The organism is Halomonas piscis (assembly GCF_031886125.1).
GTDB lineage: Bacteria > Pseudomonadota > Gammaproteobacteria > Pseudomonadales > Halomonadaceae > Vreelandella > Vreelandella piscis.
Genome location: NZ_CP119391.1, coordinates 16,153 through 36,537, shown reverse-complemented (window position 1 = coordinate 36,537; position 20,385 = coordinate 16,153). Strand labels below are relative to the sequence as shown.

Here is a 20,385-nt window from a genome sequence, read left to right as displayed (position 1 = left end):
GTCGAGTTATGGTCTCCAGAATCGGCCAAGTGGACAGGACTGTCATGAGAGTATATGCCTTCAGGCTCCTATTAAGTCACAGCTTCGCCATACTGGATCAGGTGCCCGGTCCGGAGCTGACAGATCAACGCCAAGGCATGCAACGGCCAATCATTGCAAGAGTCAAGCCACCAAGACCAGGTCTTCCGGATCGATTATGAATCCGACGTATAAAGACTGACAGTCGTTGCTGACCCTTGGCCGGCTGTACGACGGGGTGATGCCCAGGTCGTAGAGCTTCTCCAGGAAGGTCGCCGCCTTCATCGGGCTGCCGTTATCAGAATGCAAAATCAAAGGCTTGTGACGATCGGTGAGGTGCTCTCGCCAGCAGGCCTTCTGGATCAGCTCGGCGGCCAGCTCGCCGGTCTCGGTTTCATAGACCTCGTGCCCAACGATCTTGCGGCTGTAGACGTCCATGATCAGGTACAGGTACCACCAAGTACCGCGTGCAGGGCCCGGTAGTGGAGTAAGAAGCAGGGCGTAGTCGAGCTATTTCCCTACTTCTCCTCCCCGAACCGTACGTGCACCTCTCAGCGCATACGGCTCTCCATTCAAGTGTGGCTCAAAGCCATGGCAACATCTCGGTAGCGCGAAGTGACGGTGTTGCGTACCTCTTCCTGTGGCAGATAGGGATTTGCCTCAGGAAGCCGCCATCGGAAGGTCATCTTTCGACTGGTTACCAGACGTCTCAGGCTCGTTACGCAGAAAACACCTCTGCCATTTGGGCCAAAGAATTTCCATGTCTTGGCTTGTTTCTCTGTTGGTCTCAGGAAGTGTTTTCGCATCATGGACTTTATCGATGCGCGATACTTCCTTGATAGCCAGTGGCCAAATCGCCAGAAGACAATGCCATCTATCTTCCTGTAAGTGATCGCGGTGTAGTCGGTATGCTGGTAGAAATTTGCCCATCCCGCCAGTCGGCGATTCAGGCGGTCCACCATGTCAATCCTATTCGCGCTATGATTGCTAGACAATTCTTTCGCCAGTGATGCAGCGAAATTCTTTGCCTTTTCACGGGGGATGGACGTGACCGGGCGCATTGTGCCATTGGGACCGCGTTTACGGACTACTCTATGACCCAGGAAAATGAACCCATCATTCACATGTGTAACATGGGTCTTATCCATATTCAGAGTTAATGAGAGGTCGTCCTCAAGGAACAGTCGGCACTCCTCGCGGATAGCCTCAGCATGAGCCTTGTTTCCTTTAACAACCAAGACGAAATCATCAGCGTAGCGACAGTAAGCTACCGCTGGTCGCCAATGTCGTCTTTCTCGCATGGCGATTGGAAATTCTCGTTGGATGCTAGAGTTCCAGTACCAACGATCTTTGCGAGCCTTCTTGCCAAGATAGCGTTTCTCAAGCCATTGGTCGAATTCATTCAGCATGATATTCGACAGTAATGGTGAAAGCACACCACCTTGCGGAACGCCGTCGTGAGCAGCATGAAACAGCCCTTTGTCGACATGGCCCGCTTTGATGAATTTCCAGAGGAGGTCTAGGAAACGACTGTCACAAATCCGCCTGCGAACGCACCGCATCAGCTTTCGGTGGTGGACAGTATCAAAGTAGCTTGCCAAGTCGCCTTCTATGACCCAGCGGCCCTTTGTTTCTCCACTATCCGTAAGCTGCAATTTCACGGTTCGGATAGCATGGTGCACGCTTCTTTCGGGGCGGAAGCCGTAGGATAAGCGATGGAAGTCGCTTTCCCATATGGGCTCCATTGCCATCAGCATCGCACGTTGTACAATCCTATCTCGCAGTGTTGGTATCCCCAGTGGGCGCTTCTTGCCGTTGGCCTTCGGAATATAGATACGACGAGCAGGCTGAGGCTGATAGGTTCCAGCCAGCAGCTCTGAGCGAATATCATCCACATAGTGGCTAATATCCTGCTCTACTACTCGTCGAGTCTCACCGTCTACCCCAGCAGTCTTGGCCCCCTTTGATGCCAGTGTTTTCCACACAGCATCCAGGAGCCAATCGCGCCCTGCAATCAGCCTCAACAGTCGATCAATCCTACGATTCGGATCTTCTGTTGACCATGTTGCTAGCTTGCTCTGCATTTCCCTGATTATCAAAGGTCTTCACCTCTCTCAGTCAGGTAATTAGTGGAACAAGCCACTTGAACTGCCTCCCTTCGCCATGTGGTGGGCTTTCCCCACCTCGGACTACTACGGAGGCTCCGCCAGCTTGTTGGGCATCGGGGTCGCACTCCCTTACCATCCCATACAAGCCTTCCCTCGTTTACATGCTGGACTCAAGCGTATGGAGGAGGTTGCCGATCGCAATCTTTACCCTTGCATGCTGCAAGTTGGTGTACCCGGTACGGATTAGCTGCGCACTGTCCATACCTCTGTTGGCAACGACTTGGCTATTCGTTGCCCGCAGCAGAAGTGAGCCGTACCTGTACTCACTGCTGGGGTACACACCTCCAATAAGCCGTGTAGGAGGTGGCGACACGTTCAGCCCACAGACGCGGATTAATCGGTTCGTGTTCCTCAACCTTTCCATACTTAGCCTAGAGGTGCATCTTGGCGTAACGGCTTCGCCTCACACCCCGTTTCCCACGGGTTACATCACCCTGCCAGTGCACTGCAGGTCACTGCCGCTTCGGCTCATGCCCTCTCACAGCAGAGGGCAGCCCTTCACTAGGAGCATCCTGCTCGTCATGAAGGTATTCCAGTCATGCTCGTGCCCATTCAGCTACTTCCTGCTGCCTTCAGGGTCGAGGCACACACCAGCTGATATCCCAGCACCAAAGCCAGTTCGGCGCCGTGGCTTGGTGCGTGGTCGGCGGTCGCTTGCGCTGTGGGGCCTGCTGTCGGCCCCGATGGTGTTGCTGGTCATATTCATGAAGCACTCGGTACATCGTCGACTCAGAGGCCAGGTAGCGGCCCTTGTCCGCCTGATCGGCCACGATGAAGGCGGGAGGGCGGCTCCGATACTCCGGGGCGTTGCACAGCGCCACAACAGCCTCTCGTTCCTCGGGCGACAGCTTGTTGGCCGGCTCCGGGCGGTCGGCGTCGGGGCGACGATCTGCCGTCACTTCGCCTTCCGCAACCCAGCGGTAATAGGTTCGCACATTGATGCCCATCACCTGACAGGCCTTGGCCAGCCGAGCACCGTCACGCTGGGCGTCTTGCACCAGAGTCACGATGCGCTGGCGATCCGGGAGGCTGGTCAGTCGTCCTCGTCGTTGGTCGTGCCCCAGATCGCCTCGGCTTTTTTTGACAGGGCCAACAGCGCCGCCGTCTCGGCCAGGGCCTTGTCCTTGCGGTGCAGCTCGCGCTCCAGCTTACGGAGCCGCTTCTGCTCCGCCTTACGCGCTTGTCGAAGCTGCTTGGCCTGCGCTGCCGCATCGTCGTTGGCGTTCATGCAGGCATCTCGCCAGGCCTCCACCTGCTCGGGGTAGAGCCCGCGCTCGCGGCAGTAGGCGCTGACTTCAGCCTCGTTCATCGGAGCTGTCTCCAGGACGACCTGGAACTTCTCCTGGCTGGTCCACTGATCTGGCTGGGTAGAACGTGATGGCAAAACCTGTCCTCGTGCTCTGGCCTGTTTCCGCCAATTGTAGAGGGTTGTCGCGGTGATGCCTTCCTGTTCGGCCAGCTCCGGGATGGTCATGCTCATGGGCGGTGCCATCTTCTTGAGGATGGCTTCCTTACGCTCTGCGGGGTAACGCACGTTGATCACCTCTCAATCCGTTTGGGTGACAACTACGTTGACGCATAGGGATGTTGAACTAGGAGGTGAGCTTGACCTGATTAGCTGAGAGTTTCTGTTTTTCTGCTTTATTTAACAATCGCTTGAGGATAGCCACGGGCGCGTTAAGAGGACTATTGTGCCAAGTGCCTTCTTTATCATAATAGCCGCCGGACTCAAGCAAAGTAGCATGCGGAAACCCATAGCTCATTTCAATAATAAGGGGATCGTGGGTTTTAGGGTCATATATGATATCAAACCCCATGCAGTCAGTGTCCAAGGCACTAGCGGCCTCAAAAGCAGTATTAATTAACGCTGGTGAGACAAGGTTCTTGTCGTAAGAAACGCTTCCACTACCGGAGGCGCGAAAGTCATCTTTGCGTATGCCCCGAGACCAATAGCCGAGCTTATCGCCGATTACGACAACCCTAATGTCATAATCAAGGCTCTTCGTCGTTGGGTGTGGAATTCGCCACCTGAGCTGGGCCAAAATATGGCCTCGACGACAACAGGAGGCATGGCATGGACGGTACCCAAATTCTAACGCTTGGTCTGGGACTGGAAGCCCCCTGGGCTCTCAAGGATCAACACCTGGATACCGCTGTGTCTCCTCATCGGCTAGATCTCTATGTCGAGGCCGAGCGCGGCAGCCTTTACCCCTGCCCGGAGTGCGGCGAGGCCTGTCCGGCTCACGACTTCGCCGACAGAATCTGGCGACATCTGAATTTTTTCCAGCATCACTGCTATCTGCATGCGCGCGTGCCTCGCACCAAGTGCCCCGAGCATGGCGTCAAGCGCATCGAGGTGCCCTGGGCGAGACCGGGTAGCGACTTCACTCTGCTGTTCGAGCAGGCCGCCATGTCACTGGTCAAGGAGATGCCGGTGCTGGCCGTCTCCCGGCAGTTGGAGATCTCCGATAAACGACTATGGCGCATCGTGCACCACTATGTAGGCCGCATGCTGGGAGCGCTGGACCTGAGCCGCGTGGCTACCGTCGGCGTGGATGAAACCGCCTCCCGGCGCGGGCAACGTTACGTCACCGTGTTTCTCGACATGCAGCGTCAACAGGAACCAGTCATCTTCGCCATTCCGGGCCATGGCAAGGAGGCCATCAAGGCCTTCAGCACGTTCCTGGCGACGCATGGTGGCGCGCCCGATAACGTGGCCGAAGTGGTCTGCGACATGTCAAAGCCGTTCCTCAGCGGCGTGGCTGAGAGTCTGCCCCGGGCCGAGGTGACGGTCGACTGGTTCCACATCGTGCAGACCTTCACCAGGGCGTTGGACGAGGTCCGCAAGAAGGAGCGCCGTGAGAAGGCACACCCCAAGTCCCTTCGATGGGCGATCCTGAAGAATCTGGATAATGGCAATATGACAGCCCAACAGGTCTCAGCCCTTCAGGAGTTGATCGCCGATCAAGGGGCCACGGGGGATGCCTGGGTCATCAAGGAAAAGCTGCGCTGGATCCAGAAAGCCCCCACGCCACGCGCCGCTCGGTGGCGTATTACGAACTACCTCAAGGTCATGCGAAGGGCCGTCACCGGCCAGGTACTGCTTAAGCCGATGGCGAAGGCCCTTGCGACGCTTGAGCGGCATACCGAACAGGTGGTAAGACGCTGGATATCCGGTCTGACCAACGCCCGCCTGGAAGGCATGAATGGCTTGTTCCAGGCAGCTCGATCACGTGCCCGTGGTTACCGAAATGAGGCCAACTTCATCGCGATGATCTACCTGATCGGCAGTCCTGTGGGACGCTTGCTCGATCAGGCCAAATCCACATGAAACGTCGAAGAGCCATAATCAACACCCTCAATAAACTCCTGAAGGTAGACATAGCCTTGTTCACGCCCCCTTCCACTAGCCATTTTACGAGAAAATAAAAATTCCGGAAGCCTTTTGAATCTTGCTAGTGCTTCAGAAAATGACCTGGATGAGGAAGCATGTGTTTTAGCTTTAAATAGAAGGCTTGGTTTGCTGTTTAATCCACGACCAAACATGCGGCGAGCATAGCGTTTTAAATGATTAGCGCTCTGAATGAGAACTACATTACTTGAACCAGACCCTGATCTTAGCTTCGCGACTACTGGAAAGGTGCCTATTGATTCAATCCAATGATGAACGGCCTCCAAGCTGTGCAAGGGATAGTTTTTTGGTGTCGGTAACCTCAGCCCCTCCATCAGATAAGATTGTATAACCTTATCATCGAAATGTCTTGATTCCCCTTCATCAGGAAAAACGATGCAACCAGAACTTTTGAGTGCTGTTAGAATATCAGGCGCAAACGCCATTTCATCATTTGAATAATGATTGTAGTGCCAAACCACAACGGAGTGCTTCCTTAACTTGCTAAAAGCGTCCAGCTCTCGCCAATCAATTAATTCATGTGGTATTTTTTCCTGGGCGCAAAAGTTTAGCCATTCATGGCTCCAGGAACTACTATGGTGCCCATGAAAGTCTGATTTTACAATACCGACAGATAAGCCCATGTATTCTCCTAAACTTAATTTGAAAGCTATGATTTTAAGCTGTGGGATGACATCTTGATAAATGAAATATAGAACTCATGGGAAATAAGGCAACCAAGTCTATGGTTTTATTTTTGGTTTTATAAAAGGAAGAGTCGTTATTCCTTTTTTTCTTTTTCATGAGCAGCTTTAAGATAAAAACTTTCGAGCCAGTGAGCATTGCTTTCAATGTCGTAGCCTGCGCTTGCTATGCTGGAATATGTATTGGGGCAATGCTCTTTTTTGGCACTTTCAACAACTTTTTCAGCCCATTTTTCTGAAGGTTCATTAAGCGGAAAAAAATTAACGCAGTCGGTAATTTTTGATTCCGAAGTGACTGTATCAGATACAACGCAAGGCAGGCCGTTAGCCTGGGCTTCAATCAGAGTAACGGGTAGCCCCTCATATAGCGAGGGGAAAAGAAAAACGTCCATGGAAGATAATAAAGCGGCAATATCTGGCTGGACCCCAAGAAACATTACGTTTTCAGAAAGGCCTAGTTCATCAACCTTTTTTTCAATTTCTTCTTTAAGTGGCCCATCGCCAACGAGGAGCAGTACTGCATCTTCGCGGACCTTGGTTATAGAAAATAAAATATCTATGATGGAATTATGATTTTTTTGAACATCAAATCTTCCAACATGACCAATAACAAAATTGTTTTCTATATTAAGTTTCTTTTTCATTTCAGCTCTATTATAAGAATTAAAGCTAAAAGATTTGGAGTCTACAGCATTTTTATCACAGTTGTTTGGCTAGACTTTTTTCCAAACATCCACTGGGCAGCGGTTTTTGAGCAGGAAACTAAATGATTTGCTATATAGCGAAGGGGATATCTTGTTGCTATTTTAATTAACGACTTGATGTTTTTTTCATAGCCAGCGATATGGCTATGGGCAATTGCGATACGTCCGTTGTTCCGGGCAGCGGCCAAATAAATGAAGGCAGGGGTCGTATGATGAGCGTGAATAATTCCCCATTCGGGGTGAGCCTTTAAAAAGCTATCCCATGCCTTGTAATACCTGAGAACATTCGGGCCTTTAAAGGCAGGCATGCGGAAGACCCTGCCGCCAAGGGCTTTTATTTCTTCTTCATGTGCGTAAGGCTTGTCACGATTATTGACAACGAAATCAAACTGTATTTTTGTTTTATCGATATTGCGATATAAGCTCATTGCCATACCTTCAGCCCCGCCTCTGTCGAGGCTTGCAAAGACATGAAGGATACGCAAGGGTTTCGAAGTTTCTTGGCTCATTTGGACTGCTGCCTGTCAAAATGCGTAATAAATATAATAGTAAGTTCTATATGTCTTGGTGTTGACTGTGTGCCAGTTTAGGTTTGGGCTTTGAAAGTCCTTTATTGCCGAATACGAAATTTGGTAAAGCGCGATGTATTTGGCAGTCAGCACAAACAAATAAAACAAAAATAACAACGAACGGGTAGCGATACCTTACCGCTGTGCCAAAGTTAACAACCACCAGCCCATATACTGACATTGAGAAAAGCATGAGCAGTAGCCAAAATATCAGCTTTTTCGGTGCATTTTTCCAGGCGATTCGGGTAATAATAATAAGTAAGCCAAATACTATAATGTTTTCAATGCTCTGAATTAACTGTAAAGCATTGGTTATTTCCCAGGGAAGCGGTTTAATAAGGAAATAAAAGGAAGAGGTCATGCCCTGTACAACAAAGTCCAGGGATGAGGAGATTAACTGAATATCGTCCGGATGGCCCCCGTCCTCTACAAACATGGCGACTCGAAACTTATTGACCAGCGGGAGCGCTACAGGGGCAGAGGCGAGTAATGAGCAAAACCCAATAACGGCAGTAGCTGCGCCTTTACCAATAGAAAGCCCGGTACGACGGATTCCAAATACCAAATAAAGAGCCAGTATAGGTGCAAGAATATAGAAATTCTGGAATTTGACGAGATACAGTGGCACTAACACTAACCCCATGGATAGCCAGCGTCCTTCCCTGGCAAACTGCACGGCGACAATCATGAAAACCATGATCAAGGTTTCACGCAAGGAAAGTGCGGAATAAAGCGCCATGCTTGGGTATAAGAGAAAAAACCACATTGAAAAACGCGTAAATACTTTTTTTGAATATAGCCAAAAAAAAGTAAATACATATAGAAAAGAATTAAAGAAACCAAGGCTCAGCGGGGCAACTGCTGCAGGAAAGGGCATCAATGCGAAGAAAACGGCTGCCTGCTGCGTATTCCCCCCCGTAATAGCATCGGTTAATGGCAATTGCCCGCTACGAATCTGGTTAAACCAGTTCCAGTATTTAAATTGATCTGGCATGTAGCCGTAATCGAATAGCACGCCGTTGAGAAAAAACGGGAGCAGGCAGTGAAGCACCAAAACCAACTGTATAATGGCAGGGACGTGAAGCTTTCTACTACCCAGCAATACAAGAACGACACAGATCATGAAATTAGGAAGATCAAAAAGGCGACTGCCCAAAAAGCCGTAATTAAAAATCCAATATAAATCTTCCATGTAAATAGCTCCGAGCGATTGGCTTCTGCGCTATACGCTCTATAAAAAATTAATAAAATAAGGCTTTATATCCACAGCGATACTTATTATATATGATGATAGAGTTTGATATATTTAAACATTTTTACGATATGTCAAAAATTTAGTTATCCTTTATTCATCATAATCCCGCTGAAGTGGCCATGCTTAAAATCACTTGTTAAATGAATATAAAAATATACAAAAGAAAATTTGGTTTTGCTTAAATAGGTTCTTCGTCGTTTCATGTGGATTTGGCCTGATCGAACAGGCGCCCCACCGGGCTGCCAATCAGGTAGATCATGGCGATGAAGTTGGCTTCGTTCCGGTAACCCCGTGCGCGTGACCGAGCCGCCTGAAACAGACCGTTCATGCCTTCCAGTCGTGCGTTCGTCAGTCCCGAAATCCAACGCCTAACCACCGCATCGGCGTGGCGCTCCAACGTCGCCAGGGCCTTTCCCATCGGCTTCAGCAATGGCTTCTCCGAGACCGCCGCCTTCATGACCCTGAGGTAGTGCGTGATGCGCCATCGAGCCGCTCGTGGCGTCGGCGCCTTCTGGATCCAGCGCAGCTTCTCCTTGATCACCCAGGCATCGGACGTGGCGCTCTGGTCAGCCACCAGCTCCTGGAGAGCCGCCAGCTGCTTGGGCGTCAGGTTCTCGTTGTCCAGGCTCTTCAGCAGGGCCCAGCGCAGCGACTTGGGGTGTTCCTGCTCGCGGCGCTCCTTCTTGCGCACCTCGTCTAGCCGCTTGGTGAAGGTCTGCACGATATGGAACCAGTCGACCGTGACCTCGGCCTTGGGAAGGTACTCAGCCACGCCGCTGAGGAAGGCTTGTGACATGTCGCAGACGACCTCGACCACGTTGTCCGGATCGCCGCCATGGGCCGCCAGGAAGGCGCTAAAGGCCTTGATGGCGTCCTTGCCGTGGCCGGGGACGGCGAAGATCACCGGTTCCTGCTTGCGTTGCATATCAAGGAACACCGTCACATAGCGCTGGCCACGCCGGGACGCGGTTTCGTCCACGCCAACGGTGGCCACGTTGCTCAGATCCAGCTGCCCCAGCATCCGACCGACGTAGTGATGCACGATGCGCCACAGCCGCTTGTCGGAGATCTCCAGCTGTCGGGAGACGGCCAACACCGGCATCTCCTTGACCAGTGACATGGCCGCCTGCTCGAACAGCAGGGTGAAGTCGCTGCCCGGCCTCGCCCAAGGGACCTCGATACGCTTGACGCCATGCTCCGGGCACTTGGTACGCGGCACGCGAGCATGCAAGTAGCAGTGATGCTGGAAGAAGTTCAGGTGCCGCCACGTCTTGTCAGCGAAGTCATGAGCCGGACAGGCCTCGCCGCACTCAGGGCAGGGGTAGAGGCTGCCACGCTCGGCCTCGACGTAGAGGTCCAGACGGTGGGGCGATACGGAGGTGTCCAGGTGCTGGTCCTTGAGAATCCAGGGCGCTTCCAAGCCCAGGCCGAGGGTCAGAATCTGGGTGCCGTCCATGTCATACCTCCTGTCGTCGTGGAGGTCATATTCTGGCCCAGCTCAGGGGGCGAATTCCACACCCAACGACGAAGAGCCCTTAAATATGGTTAATGGAATTGTAATGACCCCCTGGTTTCTGCACACCCTACGCGGAGCCTGTCAACATAGTTGGCACATGAAATGACTGCGGCTCTTTACAATCCTGAGGCCTGCGGCACCGGGTCCCTCTCGGGATTCAGGTGCACTACCTCTGGCAGGCTGAGTTTCCGGATGTCACCCGACCAGCGCTCCGGGTGACGTTGCTTCGCCGACTCGAAGACCTCCCGGCGCTGGGCCAGAATGCCGTTGGCCTCGCCGTTATGACGCTGGCCGGGAGTGACGTAGCGAAGGGCGCTGTGCCGGTGCTCATGGTTATACCATTCGGTAAATTGCTGGACCCAGTCCTGGGCCTCGACCAAGGTCTCGAAGCCGTCGACGGGGAAGCCCGGTCGGTACTTCAACGTCTTGAAGGCCGACTCGGCGAAGGCGTTATCGTTACTGACCCTTGGCCGACTATACGATGGAGTGATGCCCAGGTCATACAGCTTTTCCAGGAACGTCGAGGCCTTCATCGGGCTGCCGTTATCGGAATGCAAAATCAAGGGCTTATGACGATCCGTCAGGTGCTCTCGCCAGCAGGCCTTCTGGATCAGCTCGGCGGCCAGCTCACCGGTCTCCGTCTCGTAAACCTCGTGCCCAACGATCTTACGGCTGAAGACGTCCATGATCAGGTACAGGTACCACCAGGTGCCGCGAGCGGGCCCGGGTAGTGGAGTAAGAAGCAGGGCGTAGTCGAGCTATTTCCCTACTTCTCCTCCCCGAACCGTACGTGCACCTCTCAGCGCATACGGCTCTCCATTCAAGTGTGGCTCAAAGCCATGGCAACATCTCGGTAGCGCGAAGTGACGGTGTTGCGTACCTCTTCCTGTGGCAGATAGGGATTTGCCTCAGGAAGCCGCCATCGGAAGGTCATCTTTCGACTGGTTACCAGACGTCTCAGGCTCGTTACGCAGAAAACACCTCTGCCATTTGGGCCAAAGAATTTCCATGTCTTGGCTTGTTTCTCTGTTGGTCTCAGGAAGTGTTTTCGCATCATGGACTTTATCGATGCGCGATACTTCCTTGATAGCCAGTGGCCAAATCGCCAGAAGACAATGCCATCTATCTTCCTGTAAGTGATCGCGGTGTAGTCGGTATGCTGGTAGAAATTTGCCCATCCCGCCAGTCGGCGATTCAGGCGGTCCACCATGTCAATCCTATTCGCGCTATGATTGCTAGACAATTCTTTCGCCAGTGATGCAGCGAAATTCTTTGCCTTTTCACGGGGGATGGACGTGACCGGGCGCATTGTGCCATTGGGACCGCGTTTACGGACTACTCTATGACCCAGGAAAATGAACCCATCATTCACATGTGTAACATGGGTCTTATCCATATTCAGAGTTAATGAGAGGTCGTCCTCAAGGAACAGTCGGCACTCCTCGCGGATAGCCTCAGCATGAGCCTTGTTTCCTTTAACAACCAAGACGAAATCATCAGCGTAGCGACAGTAAGCTACCGCTGGTCGCCAATGTCGTCTTTCTCGCATGGCGATTGGAAATTCTCGTTGGATGCTAGAGTTCCAGTACCAACGATCTTTGCGAGCCTTCTTGCCAAGATAGCGTTTCTCAAGCCATTGGTCGAATTCATTCAGCATGATATTCGACAGTAATGGTGAAAGCACACCACCTTGCGGAACGCCGTCGTGAGCAGCATGAAACAGCCCTTTGTCGACATGGCCCGCTTTGATGAATTTCCAGAGGAGGTCTAGGAAACGACTGTCACAAATCCGCCTGCGAACGCACCGCATCAGCTTTCGGTGGTGGACAGTATCAAAGTAGCTTGCCAAGTCGCCTTCTATGACCCAGCGGCCCTTTGTTTCTCCACTATCCGTAAGCTGCAATTTCACGGTTCGGATAGCATGGTGCACGCTTCTTTCGGGGCGGAAGCCGTAGGATAAGCGATGGAAGTCGCTTTCCCATATGGGCTCCATTGCCATCAGCATCGCACGTTGTACAATCCTATCTCGCAGTGTTGGTATCCCCAGTGGGCGCTTCTTGCCGTTGGCCTTCGGAATATAGATACGACGAGCAGGCTGAGGCTGATAGGTTCCAGCCAGCAGCTCTGAGCGAATATCATCCACATAGTGGCTAATATCCTGCTCTACTACTCGTCGAGTCTCACCGTCTACCCCAGCAGTCTTGGCCCCCTTTGATGCCAGTGTTTTCCACACAGCATCCAGGAGCCAATCGCGCCCTGCAATCAGCCTCAACAGTCGATCAATCCTACGATTCGGATCTTCTGTTGACCATGTTGCTAGCTTGCTCTGCATTTCCCTGATTATCAAAGGTCTTCACCTCTCTCAGTCAGGTAATTAGTGGAACAAGCCACTTGAACTGCCTCCCTTCGCCATGTGGTGGGCTTTCCCCACCTCGGACTACTACGGAGGCTCCGCCAGCTTGTTGGGCATCGGGGTCGCACTCCCTTACCATCCCATACAAGCCTTCCCTCGTTTACATGCTGGACTCAAGCGTATGGAGGAGGTTGCCGATCGCAATCTTTACCCTTGCATGCTGCAAGTTGGTGTACCCGGTACGGATTAGCTGCGCACTGTCCATACCTCTGTTGGCAACGACTTGGCTATTCGTTGCCCGCAGCAGAAGTGAGCCGTACCTGTACTCACTGCTGGGGTACACACCTCCAATAAGCCGTGTAGGAGGTGGCGACACGTTCAGCCCACAGACGCGGATTAATCGGTTCGTGTTCCTCAACCTTTCCATACTTAGCCTAGGGCCTGTTGACGTTTCACATTGGTAGCCATAAAAAGCCGCATGCCAAGGCCACCATGCTTTCGTAATTTCGTTTGAGCTTATCGTAGCGCGTCGCAATGGCGCGATACGGTTTCAATCGAGCAAAGGCATTCTCAACCAGATGCCGGTAGCGATATAACCCTCTGTCCAGATTGGCATTTCCTTTTTTCGAGTTACGCCTGCGTGGAATGACGGCAGCCATTCCTTTGGCTTCGACCTGCTCACGGATACGTTCACTGTCATAGCCTTTGTCAGCCACCAGCGCGTCACCTGCCGGCAAACCGTCAATCAATGCCTGGGCTTCCGTGCTGTCGTGCACTTCACCCCCGGTTATTCTGAAGGCGATCGGCAACCCATAAGCATCCACGGCCAAGTGGATCTTGCTGGTATTGCCTGCACGACTTTTGCCAATGGCTTCTGCATCTTCCGTGGCAGCCCCAGTGCTATCTTGGTGAGCCTTGACGTAGGAACCATCAATAAATAGCCACTCGACATCAGGATCTTCCACCAGAGAGATGAAAATCCTCATCAGCTTTCCACTCGCTGACCAGGCGTTGAAGCGCTTGTAGACCGTGTTCCAGGGGCCAAACGCCTCCGGTAGGTCCCGCCACGGGCAGCCGGTTCGCATCCGATAAAGGATGCCTTCCACCGTGGTACGCAGATCGGTCTTGTCATAAATACCTTGTTGAAGCAGGATAGATTTCAGCTTCGGCCAGTGTTCATCCGTGAGCATTTGTCGGGGCATGGCAGGCTTGCAGTTTGTTGGCTTAGGAACCTTTATTCTGTGAGCTTGCCCCTATCCTGCCAATACCCCTGCCATGAAACGTCAACAGACCCTAGAGGTGCATCTTGGCGTAACGGCTTCGCCTCACACCCCGTTTCCCACGGGTTACATCACCCTGCCAGTGCACTGCAGGTCACTGCCGCTTCGGCTCATGCCCTCTCACAGCAGAGGGCAGCCCTTCACTAGGAGCATCCTGCTCGTCATGAAGGTATTCCAGTCATGCTCGTGCCCATTCAGCTACTTCCTGCTGCCTTCAGGGTCGAGGCACACGCCAGGAGATATCCCAGCACCAAAGGCGGTTCGGCACCGTGGCTTGATGCGTGGTCGGTGAGCGCTTGCGCTGCGGGGCCTGCTGGCGGCCCCGGTGATGCTGCTGGCCGGCTTCATGAAGCACTCGGTACATCGTCGATTCAGAGGCCAGGTAGCGGCCCTTGTCCGCCTGATCGGCCACGATAAAGGCCGGAGGGCGGCTCCGGTATTCCGGGGCGTTACACAACGCCACGACCGCCTCTCGCTCCCCGGGAGACAGCTTGTTGGCTGGATCCGGACGGTCGGCATCGGGACGGCGATCGGCCGTCACTTCGCCCTCAGCAACCCAGCGGTAGTAGGTCCTTACGTTGACGCCCATCACCTGACAGGCCTTGGCCAGCCGAACACCATCACGCTGGGCGTCTTGCACCAGGGTCACGATGCGCTGGCGATCCGGGAGGCTGGTCAGTCGTCCTCGTCGTTGGTCGTGCCCCAGATCGCCTCTGCCTTTTTTGACAAGGTCAGCAGCGCCGCCGTCTCGGCCAGTGCCTTGTCCTTGCGGCGCAGTTCTCGTTCCAGCTTGCGGAGCCGCTTCTGCTCCTCCTTGCGGGCCTGGCGCTGCTGCTTGGCCTGCGCTGGGGCATCGCCATTGGCGTTCATGCAGGCATCCCGCCAGGCCTCTACCTGCTCGGGGTAGAGCCCGCGCTCACGGCAATAGGCGCTGAATTCAGCCTCGTTCATCGGGGCCGTTTCCAGGACGACCTGGAACTTCTCTTGGCTGGTCCACTGATCGGGTTGGGTCGAACGTGATGGCAAAATCTGTCCTCGTGCTCTGGCCTGTTTTCGCCAATTGTAGAGGGTTGTCGCGGTGATGCCTTCCTGCTCGGCCAGTTCCGGGATGGTCATGCTCATGGGCGGCGCCATTTTCTTGAGGATGGCTTCCTTACGTTCTGCGGGGTAACGCATGTTGATCACCTTCTCAATCAATCAGTTTAGGTGACAACTACGTTGACGCATAGGGTCCCCGAGCTCAGGCGACTAATCGGGAGATATCTATGGCAAGGTCAACAGGCCCTGTCCCATGTGCTTCATTGGTCGGACTGGCGACGAAAGCACCAATATCGAGCTTGGCAGTGCCACTGTTGGCAGCAGCAAACCCGGATGGCAATGCATGAACGATCACAGCAGTGGTTACGGCTGTAGTACTAGCGCCAACGCCCACATAAAAATCGCTCTGTGTGGGGTCAAGTTTGCCAATCAGGGATGGCCAAGGTAGTTGGGACCAGGTAGCCGCGAGTTTTTCGAAACCCACAACATCCCCGGTCGACCCCGGCACGGGATAGAGTCTTAGCCCAACCACCCAAGCGACGAGTAGCCGTATCCCGCCACCGATGACGATGGGCCAGGCGATCGGACGGTATTTCTTCGCCGCATACGCAATGTACAGGCAGGTTGCGGCAGTAAAACCTGAATTCATAGAATAACTGCAGCACTTTGGACCACAAGATAGAGGCAGGAGGGCCAGCGCCGGTACCCTCCCTGCTTTACCGACCAAAGTGAAGCAGAGCATGGGATACCAACAGCTGACCCAGACACAACGATACCAGATTTACGCCCGCCATGACTTGGGCAGGAGCCAGCGACAGATCGCCAGGGAGCTGGGGCTCCACAGCAGCACGATTAGCCGTGAGCTGCGCCGCAACGCGACGGCCAGTGGCTATGATCCCGAACAGGCTCAGGCTTGTAGCGATCACCGACGACGTACCGCCCGGAAGTGGACGAAGCGCTTGCCCAGCTTGATCGCAGCGGTGGCCGACCGACTTCGTGAAGAATGGAGCCCAGAGCAGATCAGTGGATTCATGGCACCGTTGGCCGGTATCGGCGTCAGCCATCAGTGGATTTATTCCCTGGTCTGGGATGACAAGGCCCGCGGCGGCACGCTTTGGCAGCATCTCCGGCAACCCAAGAGACGCAGTAAGCACCGTGTTCACGCCAAAAGCGCAGGGCTTGGCAAGATACCTGATCGCGTGGGTATCGAGCATCGCCCGGCCGAGGTTGAGAGTCGGCGCTACATCGGACACTGGGAAGGTGACACGGTACTTCAGGGACATAAGCAATCAGGCATCGTCACGCTGGTTGAGCGCCGCAGCGGCTATCTGCTGGCGGCACGGCTCCCCAGCATTACAGCGGCGTTGACGAAAGCGGCTATGATCCGCCTGCTGAAGCCTCGTCGAGGTGCGGTGAAAACGATCACGCTGGATAATGGCTCGGAGTTTTCGGAGCACCAGGCCGTGGCGAGAGCCGTAGCAGCGAGAACCTACTTTTGCGACGCCTATTGCTCAGGGCAACGCGGCACCAATGAAAACACCAATGGCTTGATTCGGCAGTATTTTCCCAAGGGAACCAGCTTCCGCCAAGTCACCGTTGCCGAGCTACGCAAGGTGGTGAGAAAGCTGAATGACCGCCCCCGAAAACGACTCGGCTATCGAACACCGGCACAGGTGTTTCTGGGGGAGTACTCTGGAGCACTGAATACCGCAGGTGCTGCGCTTATTGTTTGAATCCAGGAAACCAAACCAGTGAGTATAGCCATTATAACCACCGCTACTTGGGTTCGTTCATCCGTCCCTCATAGATCGACAAATACTGCCGCGCTATATGTTCGGGTGCGAAATATTGTCTTACATAAGCCTGCCCAGCTGCTGCAAACCGCTCTCGTTTCGCTTTATTATTCAGAAGGTTATTTAAGCAGTCTGATAATTTCTTTGCATCATTCACCGGAGTAACAAGCCCTGATACACCGTCAGTAAGATATTCTTTTGTCGGTTTGATATCAGAAGCCAGCACCACAGTTCCCGCTGCCATCGCTTCAAGCGCAGTTACGGGCAAACCTTCCCAGCGAGAAGGGAAAACAAAAATATCGGCGGCTGCTAATAATTTTTGAACATCCTTACGGAATCCCGCGAAATATACTGTCTCCTCAAGCCCGAGTTCCTTAGCCCTGGCTTTGAGTTTTTCCTCATCTGGCCCTTGCCCTGCGATTATTAATCGGAAATCATTGTTTTGCTGTTTTTTCAACGCTGCTACTGCATCCAGCAAAACATCCTGCGCCTTGGCAAAAGTCAACCGGCCAACGTTTAAGAGGAGTTTCACGTCTTCCGGAATATTGAACTCTTTTCGGACTGTGTCGGCTGCAGCCGTATCTATCTTATACCGTGATACATCTACAGGGTTGTAGACGGTTGCGGCGTTATTTATGCCGAATGCGCGCCAGCTCTCGTTAACTGCCTCAGAAACACAGGTTCGGCCCGTTAGCCATCGGTCCGTCAGCAGGCGGCCTTTACGAGTGGGGAAGCTGAACCCGCTTGCCACGCTATGAAACGTGGTGAATACTTTTGTGCTTACAGGTGCACATAGCGGTGCCAGCATTGCTCCACGTCCGGCATGCGCATGTACCACCGCCAGGTTTTTCCTTGAAAGAAAGGTTCTCAATCGGAACGCTGCTAGTGGCAGGTTCCAGCGGCTACAGCCAAGCGCGTGAACCGTTATGCCTATATCCTTGAACTCATCGACGAGGGTCTGATCCTTGATATCCTGTAGCGCGACCGTATGGACTTCATAGTGCTTTCCGACTACTGGTTGTAGATCACGGATAATATGCGGGATAGCACCACGCTGGAAGTGGTTCTGAATATGCATTAAGATGGGGCGATTCACGGAAATTTCCATGGTAAAATTTGTTGAAGAAAATATAAAAAGCTGGCCGTCTGCTATTATTAAACTGCATTAGCATTAATAAGTAGTACGGAAGTGCACGTAAGTTTATAATTATTGATTTAGAATCTGATGCTTTGCTGGCTGTAGGGCGAAATCTAAAAACATTAAAATCTTGTCAGTTATTAGATAGCATACACTTATAGACTATCGGGAAGAAGCTGCTCCAAGTAGAGCCTCACCACCCCGTCTACAGAAAAGTCATCTGCGCGACGCTCTACGCCTGGATGATCGTCAGCATTAATAGTACGCCCGATGGCATCAGCCATAGCATGCGGGTCGCCTACAGGAACCAGCTCGCCCCATTTGCCATGTGCCAGTATTTCGGCACTGCCGCCCGGGCAATCGGTGGCCACCACCGGCGCGCCGCAGGCCATGGCTTCGGTCAGAGCATTGGGGAAACCTTCCCAGCGCGATGGCAACACAAACGCTGCTGCACGTTGCATGTATTGGTAAGGGTTGTCGTCGAAACCGGGAAGGGCCACATCGTCGCTCAAGCCCAGCTCATCGATGCCTGCCTGCAACGCCGGGCGCAACTCGCCGTCGCCCAGGATAATCAGCCTTGCTGCTTGCTGGCGACGCAGGATCGCGAATGCATCAATCAAATCATCGAAGCCTTTCTGGTGGGTCAATCGGCCAACGGCCAGTACCACCGGCGGCTGTTCGGCCTGAAACCAGGGGTGGTTCAACGGCTGCTTTGCCCTGGCTGCGATTCGCTCGACCGGGAAGGGATTATTGATGACCTTGATCTTTTCTTGAGCCACGCCCGTTGCCGTTTGAAACTCCGCCGCCATGGTGCCATTCAGCGCGACCACCGCATCCGCATTGCGGCCGGCGTAAGTCATTAACCGCGATACGATTTTGTCCTTGACGCTTTGCTTGCGGCCAACGCCCGCGTTGAGCATGTTAGGCAAGCGAATAACCACTCGTACCGGCACACGCGATAACGCTCTGGCCCAAAGCGCGACGATATTGGCGTGAAACAGGGTGGACAACATTGCAGCTGGTCGTTCCCGGCGCAGGTAACGCACTAACGCCGGTAAGGCGGTCAGCGCACGCCGGGAATTGAGATCAACAATGCGAACCGAATCCGGAATATCCGCAAGGTACGGCCCAGTCGCGTTGACCAGCACCAGGTCCACCGATAGCCCCTTTTCAGCGAAGCCGCGAGCAAGCACAGACATAACCCGCTCGGCGCCGCCGCCGCGTAACGATGGAGCGAAAAGGGAAATTTTATGGGACATATTCAGTTTCGTGAACACTATTTGATTTTTTAGTCGGGAAAAAAGACAAAAAAACCGCAGCCACTAATATTGTAAAAAATATTGAGGCCGGGACAATTTTCGTCATTGTTGCTATAAATAAAAGTAATATAAAAGAAAATGGCATGCGCTTAAATGAGTATATAAAAAAATCATATATGCGAGCAGGCCTAATAGCCCGTACGTGATAAATAAATATACTGCGGTGCCCATCCCATGTGCAGCAGCCATCTTGTGTGGACCGTCGCTGGTAGCGAGACGATTACCAAATTGAAGATACTCCAATGTCATCCCATTGGCTGCGGGGCCCACAAAGTTTTCCCAAGGTGACCTTTCACTCAGGGCATAAGCAATCATGCCGCTGCGCAACCCTGAAGTTTTGTTAAATTTTTGCATCTGCGTCTGAGCATAGTTTGACTGTATAGAGATTGCCGATGCTATCAGCAAGCCGACTGCTATAAAAATGCCCGCAACTTTACTTCTTAAAATAACCGGAATAATAATGAACAAAATAAAAGAGGCGAACGCCCAGGCTGCGGTAGAAAATGTCACGATACACAACCCAGCCACTAAAAACGTTCTTTGCAAACTTATCCGTGAAGCCACTAGTGACTCACAGGCCAGCAATACAACCATTGCACCAGCAAACCTGGATGGCTCGACGAAAAATCCAGTGGGGCGAAAATAGAAACTGTAAAACGTTCTGGTCGTGTCTGCCCCCAACCAGCCTGAGAAGTCCATAACTAAACCGCCAGAAACATAATATGTCACCAACTGCAGCAAAAACGCAGCGACATGAATCGCAAAAACAAGGCGAATAGCTCGGAGTCTGTCAACATAGTTGCCATATAAAATGACTTCAGCTCTTTAAAATCCTGCGGCCTGTAGCACTGGGTCCCGTTCGGGATTTAGGTGCACTACATCCGGCAGGCTGAGTTTCCGGATGTCACCTGACCACCGTTCCGGGTGGCGCTGCTTCGCGGCTTCAAAAACCTCTCGGCGCTGCGCCAGAATGCCTTTGGCCTCGCCGTTGTGACGCTGGCTCGGCGTGACGTAGCGCAGGGCACTGTGCCGGTGCTCATGGTTGTACCACTCGGTGAATTGCTGGACCCAGTCTTGTGCCTCGGCCAGCGTGGCGAAGCCGTCGGCGGGGAATCCCGGCCGGTACTTCAGTGTCTTGA

At 53.1% G+C, this 20,385-nt stretch carries 21 protein-coding genes and 1 pseudogene; 2 read left to right on the top strand and 20 right to left on the bottom strand.

Annotated features, from left to right (window positions below; all coding sequences use genetic code 11):
* Window positions 1–222: 222 nt before the first annotated feature.
* From P1P91_RS00190 to P1P91_RS00170, 5 genes and pseudogenes are all read right to left on the bottom strand, one after another.
* Window positions 223–510, bottom strand: a pseudogene (locus P1P91_RS00190) (transposase); the annotation flags it as partial.
* An 80-nt stretch (window positions 511–590) separates the two neighbouring features.
* A complete protein-coding gene (ltrA, locus tag P1P91_RS00185) occupies window positions 591–2,102 on the bottom strand; it encodes a group II intron reverse transcriptase/maturase (protein ID WP_311883712.1) in 1,512 nt (503 codons plus the stop codon).
* Window positions 2,103–2,758: 656 nt separating this feature from the next.
* Entirely contained in the window at window positions 2,759–3,193 is a 435-nt protein-coding gene (locus P1P91_RS00180; protein ID WP_311883719.1) for a helix-turn-helix domain-containing protein, read from the bottom strand.
* A 26-nt stretch (window positions 3,194–3,219) separates the two neighbouring features.
* Window positions 3,220–3,720: a transposase gene (locus P1P91_RS00175; protein ID WP_311883692.1), complete on the bottom strand. Its 501-nt coding sequence runs from the start codon at window positions 3,718–3,720 to the stop codon at window positions 3,220–3,222.
* A gap of 58 nt (window positions 3,721–3,778) precedes the next feature.
* Window positions 3,779–4,228 carry an ATP-grasp domain-containing protein gene (locus tag P1P91_RS00170; protein ID WP_311883718.1) on the bottom strand — a complete coding sequence of 150 codons (450 nt, stop codon included), beginning with the start codon at window positions 4,226–4,228 and terminating at the stop codon, window positions 3,779–3,781.
* A 32-nt stretch (window positions 4,229–4,260) separates the two neighbouring features.
* On the opposite strand from P1P91_RS00170, the gene P1P91_RS00165 reads away from it, so the two are divergent.
* Entirely contained in the window at window positions 4,261–5,517 is a 1,257-nt protein-coding gene (locus P1P91_RS00165; protein WP_311883192.1) for an ISL3 family transposase, read from the top strand.
* Here the strand turns inward: P1P91_RS00165 and P1P91_RS00160 are convergent.
* The 11 genes from P1P91_RS00160 to P1P91_RS00110 all read right to left on the bottom strand — a co-directional run bounded on the left by P1P91_RS00160 (window position 5,499) and on the right by P1P91_RS00110 (window position 15,645).
* The gene (locus P1P91_RS00160; protein WP_311883717.1) at window positions 5,499–6,221 is read right to left on the bottom strand and encodes an ATP-grasp domain-containing protein; all 723 of its coding nucleotides are present in this window, start codon (window positions 6,219–6,221) and stop codon (window positions 5,499–5,501) included. The genes P1P91_RS00165 and P1P91_RS00160 overlap by 19 nt on opposite strands.
* 137 nt (window positions 6,222–6,358) lie before the next feature.
* Complete coding sequence (locus P1P91_RS00155) at window positions 6,359–6,925, bottom strand: glycosyltransferase (RefSeq protein ID WP_311883715.1); 567 nt, start codon at window positions 6,923–6,925, stop codon at window positions 6,359–6,361.
* A 41-nt stretch (window positions 6,926–6,966) separates the two neighbouring features.
* Complete coding sequence (locus P1P91_RS00150) at window positions 6,967–7,494, bottom strand: glycosyltransferase (RefSeq protein WP_311883714.1); 528 nt, start codon at window positions 7,492–7,494, stop codon at window positions 6,967–6,969.
* 46 nt (window positions 7,495–7,540) lie between these two features.
* Window positions 7,541–8,746, bottom strand: a complete 1,206-nt coding sequence (locus P1P91_RS00145; RefSeq protein ID WP_311883713.1) for a hypothetical protein — start codon at window positions 8,744–8,746, stop codon at window positions 7,541–7,543.
* A 262-nt stretch (window positions 8,747–9,008) separates the two neighbouring features.
* Window positions 9,009–10,265, bottom strand: coding sequence for an ISL3 family transposase (locus P1P91_RS00140; protein ID WP_311881765.1), 1,257 nt, complete (start codon window positions 10,263–10,265; stop codon window positions 9,009–9,011).
* Window positions 10,266–10,441: 176 nt separating this feature from the next.
* Complete coding sequence (locus tag P1P91_RS00135; protein ID WP_407650553.1) at window positions 10,442–11,011, bottom strand: transposase; 570 nt, start codon at window positions 11,009–11,011, stop codon at window positions 10,442–10,444.
* Window positions 11,012–11,145: 134 nt separating this feature from the next.
* The gene (gene ltrA, locus P1P91_RS00130) at window positions 11,146–12,657 is read right to left on the bottom strand and encodes a group II intron reverse transcriptase/maturase (protein WP_311883712.1); all 1,512 of its coding nucleotides are present in this window, start codon (window positions 12,655–12,657) and stop codon (window positions 11,146–11,148) included.
* Between the two features lie 473 nt (window positions 12,658–13,130).
* Window positions 13,131–13,880: an IS5 family transposase gene (locus P1P91_RS00125; protein ID WP_311881913.1), complete on the bottom strand. Its 750-nt coding sequence runs from the start codon at window positions 13,878–13,880 to the stop codon at window positions 13,131–13,133.
* A 292-nt stretch (window positions 13,881–14,172) separates the two neighbouring features.
* Complete coding sequence (locus P1P91_RS00120) at window positions 14,173–14,607, bottom strand: hypothetical protein (RefSeq protein ID WP_311883709.1); 435 nt, start codon at window positions 14,605–14,607, stop codon at window positions 14,173–14,175.
* Window positions 14,608–14,633: 26 nt separating this feature from the next.
* Window positions 14,634–15,134, bottom strand: a complete 501-nt coding sequence (locus P1P91_RS00115) for a transposase (RefSeq protein WP_311883708.1) — start codon at window positions 15,132–15,134, stop codon at window positions 14,634–14,636.
* Between the two features lie 64 nt (window positions 15,135–15,198).
* Window positions 15,199–15,645 (bottom strand): hypothetical protein, encoded by a 447-nt coding sequence (locus tag P1P91_RS00110; RefSeq protein ID WP_311883707.1) that lies wholly within the window; start codon window positions 15,643–15,645, stop codon window positions 15,199–15,201.
* Window positions 15,646–15,736: 91 nt separating this feature from the next.
* On the opposite strand from P1P91_RS00110, the gene P1P91_RS00105 reads away from it, so the two are divergent.
* Window positions 15,737–16,729: an IS30 family transposase gene (locus P1P91_RS00105; protein ID WP_311883705.1), complete on the top strand. Its 993-nt coding sequence runs from the start codon at window positions 15,737–15,739 to the stop codon at window positions 16,727–16,729.
* A gap of 43 nt (window positions 16,730–16,772) precedes the next feature.
* Here the strand turns inward: P1P91_RS00105 and P1P91_RS00100 are convergent, their stop codons facing one another.
* The 4 genes from P1P91_RS00100 to P1P91_RS15145 all read right to left on the bottom strand — a co-directional run bounded on the left by P1P91_RS00100 (window position 16,773) and on the right by P1P91_RS15145 (window position 20,377).
* Complete coding sequence (locus P1P91_RS00100; RefSeq protein WP_311883703.1) at window positions 16,773–17,897, bottom strand: glycosyltransferase family 4 protein; 1,125 nt, start codon at window positions 17,895–17,897, stop codon at window positions 16,773–16,775.
* Window positions 17,898–18,082: 185 nt separating this feature from the next.
* Window positions 18,083–19,204, bottom strand: a complete 1,122-nt coding sequence (locus P1P91_RS00095; protein WP_311883702.1) for a glycosyltransferase — start codon at window positions 19,202–19,204, stop codon at window positions 18,083–18,085.
* Between the two features lie 93 nt (window positions 19,205–19,297).
* A complete protein-coding gene (locus P1P91_RS00090; protein ID WP_311883700.1) occupies window positions 19,298–19,987 on the bottom strand; it encodes a hypothetical protein in 690 nt (229 codons plus the stop codon).
* An 84-nt stretch (window positions 19,988–20,071) separates the two neighbouring features.
* Window positions 20,072–20,377 carry an integrase core domain-containing protein gene (locus P1P91_RS15145; RefSeq protein ID WP_407650623.1) on the bottom strand — a complete coding sequence of 102 codons (306 nt, stop codon included), beginning with the start codon at window positions 20,375–20,377 and terminating at the stop codon, window positions 20,072–20,074.
* Window positions 20,378–20,385: the final 8 nt, after the last annotated feature.

What these genes read in the sequence shown, in the direction of transcription:
- P1P91_RS00165 (WP_311883192.1), top strand. Translation starts at nt 4,261, where the DNA reads ATGGACGGTACCCAAATTCTAACGCTTGGTCTGGGACTGGAAGCCCCC.
- P1P91_RS00155 (WP_311883715.1), bottom strand. Translation starts at nt 6,925, where the DNA reads ATGAAAAAGAAACTTAATATAGAAAACAATTTTGTTATTGGTCATGTT.
- P1P91_RS00135 (WP_407650553.1), bottom strand. Translation starts at nt 11,011, where the DNA reads ATGGACGTCTTCAGCCGTAAGATCGTTGGGCACGAGGTTTACGAGACG.
- ltrA (WP_311883712.1), bottom strand. Translation starts at nt 12,657, where the DNA reads ATGCAGAGCAAGCTAGCAACATGGTCAACAGAAGATCCGAATCGTAGG.
- P1P91_RS00105 (WP_311883705.1), top strand. Translation starts at nt 15,737, where the DNA reads ATGGGATACCAACAGCTGACCCAGACACAACGATACCAGATTTACGCC.
- P1P91_RS00100 (WP_311883703.1), bottom strand. Translation starts at nt 17,897, where the DNA reads ATGGAAATTTCCGTGAATCGCCCCATCTTAATGCATATTCAGAACCAC.
- P1P91_RS00115 (WP_311883708.1), bottom strand. Translation starts at nt 15,134, where the DNA reads ATGCGTTACCCCGCAGAACGTAAGGAAGCCATCCTCAAGAAAATGGCG.
- P1P91_RS00125 (WP_311881913.1), bottom strand. Translation starts at nt 13,880, where the DNA reads ATGCCCCGACAAATGCTCACGGATGAACACTGGCCGAAGCTGAAATCT.
- P1P91_RS00150 (WP_311883714.1), bottom strand. Translation starts at nt 7,494, where the DNA reads ATGAGCCAAGAAACTTCGAAACCCTTGCGTATCCTTCATGTCTTTGCA.
- P1P91_RS00160 (WP_311883717.1), bottom strand. Translation starts at nt 6,221, where the DNA reads ATGGGCTTATCTGTCGGTATTGTAAAATCAGACTTTCATGGGCACCAT.
- ltrA (WP_311883712.1), bottom strand. Translation starts at nt 2,102, where the DNA reads ATGCAGAGCAAGCTAGCAACATGGTCAACAGAAGATCCGAATCGTAGG.
- P1P91_RS00110 (WP_311883707.1), bottom strand. Translation starts at nt 15,645, where the DNA reads ATGAATTCAGGTTTTACTGCCGCAACCTGCCTGTACATTGCGTATGCG.
- P1P91_RS00140 (WP_311881765.1), bottom strand. Translation starts at nt 10,265, where the DNA reads ATGGACGGCACCCAGATTCTGACCCTCGGCCTGGGCTTGGAAGCGCCC.
- P1P91_RS00145 (WP_311883713.1), bottom strand. Translation starts at nt 8,746, where the DNA reads ATGGAAGATTTATATTGGATTTTTAATTACGGCTTTTTGGGCAGTCGC.